This is a genomic window from Acinetobacter sp. 10FS3-1 (genome assembly GCF_013343215.1).
In the GTDB taxonomy this organism is placed as follows: domain Bacteria; phylum Pseudomonadota; class Gammaproteobacteria; order Pseudomonadales; family Moraxellaceae; genus Acinetobacter; species Acinetobacter lwoffii_C.
Genome location: NZ_CP039143.1, coordinates 1,694,033 through 1,706,988 on the forward strand (window position 1 = coordinate 1,694,033; position 12,956 = coordinate 1,706,988).

Annotated in this window: 13 protein-coding genes; 4 read left to right on the forward strand and 9 right to left on the reverse strand. The window is 42.7% G+C overall.

The annotated features are described in order from the left end of the window. Positions 1–89 precede the first annotated feature (89 nt). Both E5Y90_RS08065 and E5Y90_RS08070 read right to left on the reverse strand, forming a co-directional pair. Positions 90–905 carry a protein kinase domain-containing protein gene (locus E5Y90_RS08065; RefSeq protein WP_174660583.1) on the reverse strand — a complete coding sequence of 272 codons (816 nt, stop codon included), beginning with the start codon at positions 903–905 and terminating at the stop codon, positions 90–92. After that, positions 892–2,400 (reverse strand): DUF3336 domain-containing protein, encoded by a 1,509-nt coding sequence (locus tag E5Y90_RS08070; protein ID WP_151206143.1) that lies wholly within the window; start codon positions 2,398–2,400, stop codon positions 892–894. The genes E5Y90_RS08065 and E5Y90_RS08070 overlap by 14 nt, the downstream gene beginning before the upstream one ends. Before the next feature lie 188 nt (positions 2,401–2,588). Here E5Y90_RS08070 and E5Y90_RS08075 point away from each other — a divergent pair, with 188 nt between their 5' ends. After that, positions 2,589–3,461: an ATP-binding protein gene (locus E5Y90_RS08075; RefSeq protein ID WP_174660584.1), complete on the forward strand. Its 873-nt coding sequence runs from the start codon at positions 2,589–2,591 to the stop codon at positions 3,459–3,461. A gap of 94 nt (positions 3,462–3,555) precedes the next feature. Here the strand turns inward: E5Y90_RS08075 and E5Y90_RS08080 are convergent, their stop codons facing one another. After that, positions 3,556–4,899, reverse strand: a complete 1,344-nt coding sequence (locus E5Y90_RS08080) for an amidase (RefSeq protein WP_174659928.1) — start codon at positions 4,897–4,899, stop codon at positions 3,556–3,558. Next, positions 4,896–6,191 carry an MFS transporter gene (locus E5Y90_RS08085; protein WP_174659929.1) on the reverse strand — a complete coding sequence of 432 codons (1,296 nt, stop codon included), beginning with the start codon at positions 6,189–6,191 and terminating at the stop codon, positions 4,896–4,898. The genes E5Y90_RS08080 and E5Y90_RS08085 overlap by 4 nt, the downstream gene beginning before the upstream one ends. A 97-nt stretch (positions 6,192–6,288) precedes the next feature. Here E5Y90_RS08085 and E5Y90_RS08090 point away from each other — a divergent pair, with 97 nt between their 5' ends. Then, positions 6,289–7,257 (forward strand): Lrp/AsnC family transcriptional regulator, encoded by a 969-nt coding sequence (locus E5Y90_RS08090; protein WP_174659930.1) that lies wholly within the window; start codon positions 6,289–6,291, stop codon positions 7,255–7,257. A gap of 37 nt (positions 7,258–7,294) precedes the next feature. Here E5Y90_RS08090 and tsaD read toward each other — a convergent pair whose 3' ends face one another. Further along, positions 7,295–8,311, reverse strand: coding sequence for a tRNA (adenosine(37)-N6)-threonylcarbamoyltransferase complex transferase subunit TsaD (gene tsaD, locus E5Y90_RS08095; RefSeq protein ID WP_151204202.1), 1,017 nt, complete (start codon positions 8,309–8,311; stop codon positions 7,295–7,297). A gap of 146 nt (positions 8,312–8,457) precedes the next feature. On the opposite strand from tsaD, the gene rpsU reads away from it, so the two are divergent. Both rpsU and E5Y90_RS08105 read left to right on the forward strand, forming a co-directional pair. After that, positions 8,458–8,673 carry a 30S ribosomal protein S21 gene (gene rpsU, locus E5Y90_RS08100; RefSeq protein WP_001136722.1) on the forward strand — a complete coding sequence of 72 codons (216 nt, stop codon included), beginning with the start codon at positions 8,458–8,460 and terminating at the stop codon, positions 8,671–8,673. Positions 8,674–8,706: 33 nt separating this feature from the next. Continuing rightward, on the forward strand, positions 8,707–9,153 hold the full coding sequence (locus E5Y90_RS08105; protein ID WP_151204201.1) for a GatB/YqeY domain-containing protein: 447 nt from the start codon (positions 8,707–8,709) through the stop codon (positions 9,151–9,153). A gap of 77 nt (positions 9,154–9,230) precedes the next feature. Here E5Y90_RS08105 and E5Y90_RS08110 read toward each other — a convergent pair whose 3' ends face one another. The 4 genes from E5Y90_RS08110 to E5Y90_RS08125 form a co-directional block, all read right to left on the reverse strand. Then, entirely contained in the window at positions 9,231–9,590 is a 360-nt protein-coding gene (locus E5Y90_RS08110; RefSeq protein WP_151204200.1) for a hypothetical protein, read from the reverse strand. A 99-nt stretch (positions 9,591–9,689) separates the two neighbouring features. Beyond that, complete coding sequence (locus tag E5Y90_RS08115; RefSeq protein WP_217485899.1) at positions 9,690–11,132, reverse strand: M48 family metalloprotease; 1,443 nt, start codon at positions 11,130–11,132, stop codon at positions 9,690–9,692. 102 nt (positions 11,133–11,234) lie between these two features. After that, complete coding sequence (locus E5Y90_RS08120; RefSeq protein WP_174659932.1) at positions 11,235–12,200, reverse strand: 2-hydroxyacid dehydrogenase; 966 nt, start codon at positions 12,198–12,200, stop codon at positions 11,235–11,237. Positions 12,201–12,236: 36 nt separating this feature from the next. Further along, positions 12,237–12,884, reverse strand: a complete 648-nt coding sequence (locus E5Y90_RS08125) for a hypothetical protein (protein ID WP_174659933.1) — start codon at positions 12,882–12,884, stop codon at positions 12,237–12,239. Between the last annotated feature and the right edge of the window lie 72 nt (positions 12,885–12,956).

The window sequence follows — 12,956 nt, forward strand, 5'->3', positions numbered from 1 at the left end:
AGGGATCACTTTGCCCTGACAAGAGCTTTTTAAGAAAAACCCACCCATTTGATTAAATAAAAAACAATCTGCAATTTATTGTATTTTTCTCATTCAATTTCAGTCATCAAGCAGTATTTGACCACTTTGAAATCAGCCAATCTGTTTTGCTGCTGCCTGCATAGCATTCCCTCCAACAGTTTTTGAAAGGCTTTTAAACCTGTCGGAAGCTCAAGTTTGAAACGCTGGCAATGTATATATGCCCAATCTTCATAACTGGCCGCTTGTAGACGTTGCCCAGACAGCCATTCATAAAAAATGATTCCCAAAGCATAGACCTCACTTTGCAAAGACTTAGGCTTGCCGTGAAATAACTCAGGTGCCATATAACGCGGTGTTGCATTCATTTCTTTTATTACTGATTCAGACAGGGAATGTACCTGCTCAAAATCGATTAGATAGACCCTGCCCTGATCATGCACAAAATGTTCACGCTTTAAATCGGCATGAAAATAGCCCAATTCCTGTAATTCAATTAAGGGTTCTAAGACGCGCAGCAAATATTGCTGAATTTCCAGAATAGATAGCGTTTCTGGTGTACCGTCAAAATAAGCAGGAAAATCTGGCAGAATCAAAGCCTGCTGAAAAGTGTCATAAGCAATTTTAACAGGTTGCTGAATGATCCAAGCGGGCAATAGGCATTGCAAACCTGCATGCTGATAAGCACGGTAAAATTCCAGCTCATGCTGAAAACCCTGTTGAACCTGTTGCCATACAGAACTGGAAGAATCAGCAAGCTGTGTCTTCAGCCAGTAAGGCCCTGGTTCATTTAAATAATAGAGACGGCGACCAAAGCCCAGGCTACGGGCTTTGGTTTTTAGCTGCCAGTTTAAAGAAGAGAGCGTGTCTGGATTAAGTTGCAATATATTCGTGCTGTAGATCTGGTGTCTTCTGATAATTTAACAGTTCCAGACAATGCTGAATAGTTTTACCTACCCGCTCCTGCATTTCGATCAGGGAAATTTTAGGCCAGGTCGCCCGTTCGCCCTCGCGCTGTAAGACTTTAAACAGATGCGGCCGCGGATTCTGGAGCATATAAGTATAGTGACGTAAGCCATATTTTCCGACGATGTTTACATCGCCATAATAACGCTGATTGACCACCCCATGCCCATGGTCCAGCAGACGGCGGACTGGTGGCACCCGACCGGCATGCTCACGGGCAAAGTCCATCATGCCTTTGGTAATGACCGCACCTTGACGGCGTACAATACGTTGTGGCCAACTTAAGGTCCCTTTGCGGAAACGTGCTACATCATCCTGCATAAATGGCACGATATGCGGGTTCACCTGACTGGCGATGGTGTAATTGATATTATAAAGCCGCGCCATTTTCTCTTGCGGAAAATCACTGCGCACACTGCCATCGACCCAGCGCGTGGCTCCCATATACGGGGTATATTGACCATCATAGCGTTTACTGGTCAGACGTACGGGTGGAAATAGAATTGGCACTGCACAAGAGGCCAGCACTGCACTCCAGACCAGCACATCTGGTGAGGTATAGGCATTCATAATCCGTGCCTCCTGCGCAGCATCATAAGGAGCAACCGCGATATTAATATGTAGACCGGAAATTTTTAAGGCTTCTGCAAAAGTGACATCTCCCAGATTCTCAATCAGAAACTTTTTCAGGTATTTGACATCGGCCAGTCCACCATTACCTTTGAGCAGTTCATTCAGCTTACGAAAGTGAAAAGCTTCATGAAAAAAGTTATGTCCCTTCAACAGTTCTACATAAGTGGAAGGCTTGGACACGCCCAGCATGGCAGTCATAATAGCGCCGGCACTGGAGCCGGACATGACTTTGGGCAGCAAGTCTTGCTCCATTAAAGCCTTACATACACCAGTATGAAATAACCCCAAAGTGGAACCGCCGGAAAACATCAAAGCTGGCTGGCCATAAGCACGCTGACAATGTTCAAAGTATTCGATCTTTTCTTCAAATTTCAAGCACTGACATTCATCTGAGGCGATATAGGCCAGACCCAGACTGACTTCTTCTACATATTCTTCAATAATTCTTTTGGTGCCGACATAAGTCTCGGTAAAAAGCAAAGGATGTGCAATATTGGCAACATCATAGCTCAGCCCTTCACACAGGATATGCATCAGATCTCGGGTACGCTTTTGCTGGCGGTAACGTCTTAATTTCCCTAAGCGATGCGCAATCACTTCAGCATCAAAATACGGCGAGCTATTATCAAACTTCCACTCTTGTGCACCTGATTCCTCATCAATCTTTAGCGCAATATGTTTCCACTCCTCATAAGTCTCAGCAAGCTGTAACTGCTGTTTCAGCTTTTTGATCCGATAGGCCTGATGTGGATTAATATCCTGGGTAAAATCTTTGAATAGCATCTGTCATTTTCCCTATATATTTCTCATTCAGCCCGTAGTCTTAAATATGGAAAATGCCCTTTTCCTCCTTCTAGACTAAAGGAGCAAAACTCTCTGCTTTAAGTAAATTATCACACTTTTCAGACTTTGACTGTGAATTTTACAGTGATAGTATGCTAGACATAATTTTAAATCTGCATTATTTCATCATGGCGAAAATCGACTTACCTGACAATATTTTAAATGCGCTTTCTACTGTACTTTTGCAGCTTCAACATAGCTTGCCTGAGCTGAAGCAGACACCGGATTTTTCTGCGTATGCTTATAAATGGCAAAACGGGGAACTAAAGCCGATTCATCAACTTAAACAGATTGCGCTGGAAGATTTAAAAGGAATCGAGAAACAAAAAGAAAAAGTGATTCAGAACACTTTACAGTTTTTAAAAGACCTGCCTGCCAATGATGTGCTGCTGACCGGCTCGCGTGGCACAGGCAAGTCGTCAATTGTCCGCGCCTTGTTGACTGAATACGCAGATCAGGGTTTACGCCTGATTGAAATTGAACGTGATGACCTGTCAGATCTGCCTCAAATTCAGCAACTGATCGCTGGCCGTCCAGAAAAATTTATAGTCTATTGTGATGATCTGGCCTTTAATGCAGAAGATGAAAATTATCGCAGTTTAAAAAGTGTTCTGGATGGCTCATTGCAATCTGGTTCCAACAATTTTGTGATTTATGCGACGAGTAACCGTCGCCATTTATTGCCAGAATTTATGCATGAAAATACGCCGGTCACCAAAGTCGATGTACCGCAATATACAGAGTTACATCCTCAGGAAGCGATCGAAGAAAAAATTTCCTTATCTGATCGTTTCGGATTATGGCTGTCTTTTTACCCGATGGATCAAAACCTCTATCTGGAAATTGTGGAACATTATCTTAAAAAATCCAGTATGGAACTGACTGCAGAGGCACGTGCCGAAGCATTACGCTGGTGCCAGGCACGTGGGCAACGTTCAGGTCGTGCTGCTTATCAGTTTTCGAAGCATTGGATTGGGTCAGAGCAACTTAAAAAAGCTTAAAGTAGAACCATCATGATAAAGTAGAACCATCATGATAAAAAAAGAACCGCAAGTGCGGTTCTTTTTTTGAATATAATAAACGAGGCGTTAACTCTTAATCCTGACAAATTGGTGGTAATACAGAACGAATACCTAAACCATTGGCAATTTTCTGCACCATGTTTACCACATTAACATCATTCGCTTGATATGAAACCAACTGAATACCCATCGGCAATCCGCTATCACTCAGAGCTATGGGGAAAGCATAACTTGGTGCATCTAAATAGTTAAATGGACGTGTATATTCACCCACATGACTAAACTCGGCATCTTCTGAACTTGACACAGCTCCAAGAAATGGGCTCACTGGAAACAACAAACATTGACCATCTAAAGAGGCTTTAAACGATTGCTGAAACTCAGTTCGCTCTGCAATCAATGTCTCATATTTTTGCTGTGAGATGGTCTTACCACGTAGCACACGCTGACGTACCAATTCCCACATTTTTACTTCAGCATTTTCAGCTGTATCACCATGATACAAATAGCTTTCATAGGCAATAATATCAGATGTTCGATCTGATAGATCATGAAAATCAAAATGTGCAGGTGGTTGCCAGTTTTTAATTTCAATTCCTAAAGCCTCTATGCGTTTTAGCACTCCGCGCCAAAGCGTTAATACCTCATGCTCAAGCGGATATGGAAATGCAGACTCATCTAAAGCATAAATTACATTTTCACTTGATGCCACTTCAACATTTGTATCCATCAATAAATTAATTAACGCACTAATGTCATCTGCAAAACGCGCAAACGGACCTAAAGTATCTAATGTTTTAGATAATGGCACTGCACCCATGTCAGCAATTTTATGAGCTGTGGGTTTAAATCCAAATATGCCATTCAATGCTGCTGGTGTACGAATTGAACCACCAGTATCACCACCAAATGCTAAAGGACTTAGATTACATGCAACTGCGACTGCTGAACCTGAAGAAGATCCACCTGGCGCGAATTGCTGTTCTGCCCAAGGGTTTTTAGGTGTACCCTGCATTGGATTTTGCCCTGACAAACCAAAGGCCAACTCGGTCATTTTAGTTTTACCTAAGATTACAAAACCTAAATTTTGTAACTGATCAACCAGTTCGCAGTTTGCTAACGCTTTTTGATCTAGATAAACTGTACCGGCATACGTTATATGACCCGCTACATCCAGATTATCTTTTAGTAAAATTGGAACACCATGAAATGGACTTAAACGTGTTCCTTGCTGAAGCAACTCATCTAAGTACTTAGCATGTTGCAAAGCCTCGGTTTCAAATAGTTCCGAAATGCAATCTAGATGTTTAAATGTCTGGTTTCGATCAATATAAAATTGAACTGTCTCTACTGAAGTTATCTTTTTGCAAGCAATCTGTCGACCTAACTCAAGTGCAGATAAATTCACAATATTCATTTTATATCTTCCAAACCTTTTCCTGCCGTTTCAGGCATCTTAATAAATGTGATTAATGTTAATAAAGCGCCAACCAGTACCATAAAGTAGAAGTAATCTTGTTTACCAATACTTTGTAACCAAGTCAGTACATATGGGGTCGTGCCGCCGAGTAAAGCCACCATCAAATTGTAAGGTGCACCAATACCGACCGCTCTAACTTCTGTCGGAAACTGCTCAGACATGACCGCGGGGCCAATGGCTGTATATAAAGCATATAAAACCAATCCAAAAAGCTCGACCAACAAAATCGATGCAAAAGTCCCATCCATCCACTTAATGATTGGATAAAAGAAAACTAAATATCCCGCAGCAAATACGATCAACTGCGGTTTGCGACCAATTTTGTCTGATAGCCAGCCAAATACAGGCTGACACAGTATGAAAATAATTAAGCCAACAGTATTCGCAGCAAAGGCTGTTTGTGGCTCTGCACCTAAAACTTTAATGGCGTAAGTTGGGACATAAACTACAAAAATATAAAATGCAAATGTCGTTAAGATAGAAATACCGACAATACGGAGCGTTTCTTTCGGATGACGTTTAATCAATACAGCCAAAGGATTTTTTACGGATTCTTTTTTATGGGTCATTTCACTATCAGGTACGGATTTACGAATCCACATACCCACCAAGCCGCCAATCGCACCCAGAATAAACGGAATACGCCAACCGTATTCACTCATTTGCGTTTCAGTCAAAGCACTTGTTAAAGCCCAAGCAAGACCTGAGGCCATCAAAATACCAATTGCTGAACTAAAAAACATAAAGCTCGAATAGAATCCACGTTTATGTTTTGCTGCCATCTCTGAAAGATAGGTTGCAGCTGAAGCGAACTCGCCGCCTAACGATAAACCCTGAAGTAATCGTGCCAATACCAAAATAATTGGTGCAAAAATACCAATTGATTCATAGGTTGGTGAAAGACCAATCATCAAAGATCCACCTGCCATCATAATGATGGTGACGGCCAAAGCGGCTTTTCGACCATAGCGGTCCGAAAAGATGCCCAATACGATTCCACCTAATGGGCGCATGAAGAAACCAACAGCAAAAATTGCGAAGGTCGCCAGCAACGATGCCGTTGGATCATCTGAGGGGAAAAACTGTTTCGCGAAAAATACCGCAAATGTGGCATAAATCGTCCAATCAAACCATTCAATCGCATTTCCTACAGTTCCTGCAAGAATAACTTTCTTTTGTGATACATTTCCTTGAGCGGAAATTGAGTTTTGCATTTTTGACTCATCCATAAGCGTCTCATTTAATATTTAGACATATATACAGGTTGTATTTTATTTTCTAGACTTTAATTAAGACTATAATTAGTTATTAGACAAGTCAATCATCATGAGTGAATCTTTTAGTTTCGACGAAATCGATACCGCATGCATCAAAGCTCTCATCTCTAATCCGAGAGGATCATGGAGAGAACTGAGTCAGATTAGTGATGTTCCGGAAAAAAAGCTGTCTCGGCGTCTGGTTAAATTGCTAAATGACCAAGTTATACGTACTGCGATTGAGTTAAATCCACTGGTTACCAATAAGGGTTACACAGTTCATGTATGGATCAGTGTGAAATTTGGGAAGGAAAAAGAAATTGCACAATTTTTTGCAAACCGCCCAGAAGTGCGTATTGTTTTTCTAACTACAGGACTTGCAGATATTTTCTTAGAGATTGGACTAGAAAAAGCAGCGGATCTCTCCATTTGGATGCATGACTTTGTTACGCAAATTCCAGATATTAAAACTGTAGAAACACAAGCGGTCTTAAAACCCTTTACATGGGCCAGTAAACCTAAAGCATTAGATGGCATCAGCGTTAAAAATGTTAATGTTAGAAACTTGACTGAAACTGAATTAAAGTTAATTCATGCTCTATCTATTGATGGCCGTTCATCTATTAAAAGTTTGGCAGAACAAATTGAGCTCAGTGAACATAAAACTCAGAAATTATTGAGTGACTTATTGGAAGAAGGTATTTTCAACATTCGTGTCGATGTAGAACCTAGTTTGATGGGCTATAAATCCGAAGCAATTATTTTGATTAAAGCTCGTCCAGATTCAGCGAATCATATTGCCAAGACCTTGTCTGAACTCAAATATACACGTTGTCTATTTGGAATTAGTGGTGATTCGCAATTTTTCTGGCATGTACTATGTAATGATTTAAGTGATTTATGGAAATTAATTACTGAAGATCTTGGTAATTTTGAAGGTATTCAATCCTGTAATACCAACATGGTGACTTTAGCTTTAAAGCGTGCAGGATTTATGCGAAAAATCAGCAGTGCACAGTTATTTTCAAGTTTGGAATAAAAAAAGAACCGCAAATGCGGTTCTTTTTAAACGATTGTCACGCTTCGTTTGGATTACTCAATTCCGTCATCGGCCAACGCGGTGTGGTAGTAACCGCCAGACCATCTTGCTGCCCGGCTTTTAAACGCTGGTAACCTGCAAAAGCAATCATTGCACCATTATCGGTACACAGTGCAGGTTCAGCATAGTATACAGAGGCTCTGATCTTGGTTAAATCCACTTCCAATCGCTCACGCAAACGCTTGTTGGCACTTACTCCACCGGCAATCACCAGACGTTTTAAGCCAGTCTGTTTCAATGCCTTGACAGATTTTTTTACTAAAGTATCCACAATGGCTTCCTGGAAGCTGGCAGCAATATCGGCATCCCGGTTTTCATCCCCCAGCTTTTTCATTTGTACAGACACCGCAGTTTTTAAACCGCTAAATGAAAACTCCAGCCCCTGATGCAGCATGGGACGCGGGAAAGCAAAAGCGTTTGGATCACCCTGCTCGGCCAGTTTTGAGATATTCGGCCCCCCCGGATATGGCAGGCCCATCATTTTGGCGACTTTATCGAAAGCTTCACCAGCCGCATCATCAATCGACTCGCCCAGCAGTTCATACTGGCCAATACCATAAGCAGCCATTAACTGTGAATGACCACCCGAAACCAGCAGCGCAACAAATGGAAATTCTGGCGGCGTTTTTGAAAGTAAAGGGGCCAGCATATGACCTTCCATATGATGCACACCAATTGCCGGCTTGTTGAGGGCAAATGCCAAGGTACGACCAAAAAGTGCACCAGTCATCAGTGCGCCCATCAGACCCGGACCACGAGTATAAGCCACTGCATCAATTTCAGATTTTTTCACGCCGCTTTGTTCGAGCAGTTCATTCATTAAGGGAATGAGCTTGCGCACATGGTCACGTGAAGCCAGTTCTGGCACCACCCCGCCATACTCTGCATGCAGTTTAATCTGACTGTACAACACCTGTCCGCGCAACCCCAGCTCGCTATCATACAGTGCCAGTCCTGTTTCATCACACGACGTTTCCAAGCCCAAAACGATCATTAAACTGCCTATAACCTGTATCAAATCTATTGCAGCAACTATTATAGACTTGTGGTATGAGATGTAAATGAGTAAAATACTGACCTTCACTTGTGATCAAGGGCAATTCGGCCCTGATCTTATCCATAACTTAATGAGGATTCTTCATGCCACAAGTTAAATTGAAAGAAGGCGAACCAGTAGACGTAGCTATCCGTCGTTTCAAACGTTCATGTGAAAAAGCGGGTGTTTTAGCTGACGTACGTAAGCGCGAATTCTACGAGAAACCAACTCAAGAACGTAAGCGCAAAAAAGCTGCTGCTGTTAAACGCTACCAAAAGAAATTGGCGCGTGAATCAGTACGTACAACTCGCCTTTACTAAGATTAATTTGTGATTGACCGCTTGGAATAAATAATGACTATTTTAAAAAACCAGATTACTGACATTTTGAAAGCCACCATGCGTGCTAAAGAAATGGACAAGTTAACGGTCATTCGTAGTCTCCAAGCCGCAATTAAGCAAATCGAAGTCGATGAGCGTAAAGAACTTGACGACGCTCAAGTTCTTGCGGTCATTGAAAAACAAATTAAACAACGTAAAGAATCGATCAAAGCCTTTACAGGTGCTGGTCGAGAAGATTTAGCTAGTAAGGAACAAGCCGAAGTTGAGGTTCTCTCTCAATTTCTACCAGAAGCTATGACTGAGGAAGAACTTGATTCCGTGATTGCGCAAACGATTGCAGCGCAACAAGCTACTAGCATGAAAGATATGGGTAAGGTGATGAATTCTCTGCGTCCGCTCATAGCCGGGCGCGCCGATCCTGCACAGGTTTCAGCCAAAATCAAAGCCAAGCTTGCTTAATCCCCTATTCAATTCAGCTCTAAATCCGTGCTGAACTGCCTCACTTTTAGACAGTTCTCGCCATATTCTCATTTTTTTTATTGCAAATTACAATTCACATGATGACGTTTTAGCAACTGCATCTCTTTAGAAGATTTGACCTGCAATATCACCTCCTGTTTGCCTACATTTTGAAACTGACGATCCAGATAGGCCCGGTTCTGATCTGCTGCCTGATATAAACGGTCAACATAACGCTGCACAATAGCGCAAAACTGCTGCTGCTGCGACGCCGTAAAACCCTGCTGCTGTGGATTTAACGCTTTTAAAAACTGACGTGATTCTTTTTGATAATCAGTATTAATCTGCTCAACCGCTTCTACATATTCGACTGCACTTGCAGCAAAACCATTCACACCACACCCCAATAGCAATACCGCTAATAATATTTTTTTCATACAATGATTTAAATAAACAATTCTCTTTGGCCCGATTGTAGCGTGATTTACCCGGATTGGGATACATCTTCTACCCACAAAATCCGCATAAAACTATTTTCAGATTTTATCTTGTCGTTCCCGCTGCATCTGCTTTAAACGCTGATTAATGGTGGCCGATAAAGACTGATTACTTTTACTGACCCGCTGTGCATGTAATAAAGATTTAATCGCTGTTTCCTCATGACCTGACCAGTATTCCACTTCAGCCCGATAGCGCAGAACAGTCGCGGCTTTAATCTCGGAGGCTGGCTGAGCATTTGCAGCCATTTGCATAAGACGCCAACCACTGACATCCCGCGGATTTGCACTTAAAAAGCGCTGTACAATAGTTCTAGCATGATCAGGCTGTTTGGCACGAATCAGCACCTCAGCATGCTTATAATTCAATGCCCGGTTTTCCGGCATAATGCGTGCTGCTGAACTCACACTTTTTAAAGCCTCATTAACATGATTTTGGCCCAGATAAACATCCGTCTGACTTAATATCCATAAAGGATGCTTCTGGTGCTTCTGGCTCACCTGATCAAGAACAGCCTGTGCAGCCTGAAAGTCGCCCTGTTGCAGATGATACGTCGCCAAGGCCAGTTGACCAGCAAAACTATTGCGCCCTGCCAGCAAACTTAACTGCTTTTCACTGGCCTGACGGGACACTACCCGGCTATACCATTTGATAATTTCAAAATCCTGATCATTCAGCTTCGGTTTGACTGCCGGAAGCTGACCAGCACGCAGTCGCGCTTCGCTCATCCTTTCGGTCGTCAAAGGGTGAGTAAGCCAGAAATCCGGTAAAAAACTTAAACGGCTGGTAGATCGATGCATAACCTCGAAAAAATCTGCCATGCTATGCGGATTATAACCCGATGCGTACATGTACTGCATACCAATGCGATCCGCTTCACGTTCCTGATTACGGCTATAAGTGAGCTGCTGATCAAGTAAAGCTGCCTGAGAGCCCATCATGACCGCAGCACCTGCATCACCATCTGCCTGCGAGGCCACCAAGGCTCCCACCAGAATTCCTGCCAAAGCCAATAAGCCCTGCCCCTTAAAGGCCTCTTGGGAACGGCTATAATGGCGCTGGGAAACGTGAGCAATTTCATGCGCCATCACCCCAGCCACTTCATCCATATTACGTGCAGAATTAATCAAACCTGCATTTAAAGCAAACAAGCCACCGGGCACGGCAAAGGCATTAATTTGTGCATCATTAATAACTAGCAGGCCAATCGGCTGGGATAACTGGGTTTGACTGAGAATATGGGAAAACACTGAGAGGAGCTGATCTTCAAGCCAGGGATCCTGCATCACTGGCATCTGCCTATGTACTTCGCGATAGACTTTTTCACCGATCATTTTTTCTTTTTGCTGATCGAGCAAGCCTATACCAGCCCCAATATCGGGCACAGTAAATAGTGCTGTCGGTCGATCAAAATAAGTGCTGTCGGTATGTCCTACGGACATACATATACTTAAACTACAAGCCAGTAGCAAACGTTTCAATGAAAATTCTCTGAGCCTAATATTTCCAACTTCCACGAATATAGCATTGAAGCTTGAGCATAAATGCAAGAAAATGTTATTTAATATTAACTTCGTATAAATCTAAAACTGTGGATTAACCACATAGCGTGGCACTTTCCCTTCCAGTGCATCCACCAGATTCTGATAGGCCAGTTCTGCCATTTTCTTCCGTGTCGCTGCTGTCGCCGAACCCACATGAGGCAAAGTAACTACATTCTCCAGCTTAAACAGCTCTGACTCTTTTAAAGGTTCTTTCTGATAAACATCTAGCCCTGCTGCAAATATCTGCCTAGCTTTTAGGGCATCAATCAAGGCCTGCTCATCAATTACTGAACCACGGGCAATATTTACCAGCACAGCATGAGGCTGCATTTGGGCCAGTTCTGCTGCGGCTATTAGGGATTTTGATTCTGCATTTAAATCTACCGCAATCACCACAAAATCCGAACGCTGTAAAAGCTGGCTTAAAGTACAATATTCTGCACGAAGGCTTTGGGCCAACTCCGGTTTTTCGCGGCGGTTATGGTAAAGAATATTCATATTAAAACCATAAAAACCACGGCGTGCGATTGCAGCACCAATATGACCAAGGCCAATAATCCCAAGCGTTTTTCCAAAAACATCTACACCGAATTGTGCTTCGCCTACAGTACGCTGCCATTGTCCCTGTTTGGTCCATTGATCCAGATAGGGAACTTTTCGGGCAGCGGACATCAATAAGCAAAAAGCCAGGTCAGCCGTAGTTTCAGTCAATACATGTGGCGTATGTGCAAGATAAATCTGCTTTTTATTTAAATAATTCAGCTCATAGTTGTCATAACCCACACTGACACTGGAAATAATTTTTAATCGGTTTGCAGTGGCCAAATTATGACGATTCAACAACCGTCCTGCACCGAGCATGCCCTCTGCATCCCGCACATGCGTCAAGAGCTGTTCATTGACATCACCCAACTTTGGCTGCAAACAGACCACCTGATAACGCTGTTCGAGTTTTTCCTGAATGTCTGGATCAATCTGACTGAATACTACAACTTTCTGTTTCATACTTTTTATTCCAACTCCTTTTGGTCTTAACGGATATTAATCCACACTATCCGGTTTATTTTGCATAAATTGCCATAAACGTTTTTTCAGAGTGGGCTGTTCCAGCATCTCCTGCAAGGAAGCCAGCTGAATCATTTTTACGGGATGGACATAGGGAACAGAGCCCAGAAAAATTATATTTTTCTCCATACTCATCATATCCAGAAAGCCCTGAATATAAGACTCTACCCCACGGCCGTCCTGCATATTCGCCCATGGAAATGGCCAGTTTAACTCATAAAATTCACCTTGCAGGGCGCGCTGGATGTTACTCCACAAATGCTGGGTCTCTTCTGTCATCTCTGTGGCATTCATCACAATGACACAATGCGGCAAATTAAGGGCCTGTAAACTGAATGGCGGAATATGTTGTATTTGCCGCTCTTCCTGAACTGGAACGACGGTTACTGAAGCTTCAACAACTTCCTTAACTTCATCAAGCTCAACGATGCTAACTGGTACAGATACAATTTCTTGTGGCAGCGGCTCATGACGCGCAGTTTGCGGTAAAGTAATCTCGCTACGAAGCTCAGGAGTTGCCTGATCCCGCCAGATGGAAACCTGATGCTGCTGGCATGCCTCATCCCTAGGAATCCATATATCAATTCCCAATGCTGCCAGTATGCCACGCTGATGCCCTATCATTTTTTCATCATCACCCATTTCAGGCCAAACATTTTAGCCGGATTCGCCTTACTCTGCCGAACTTTTTCCAGT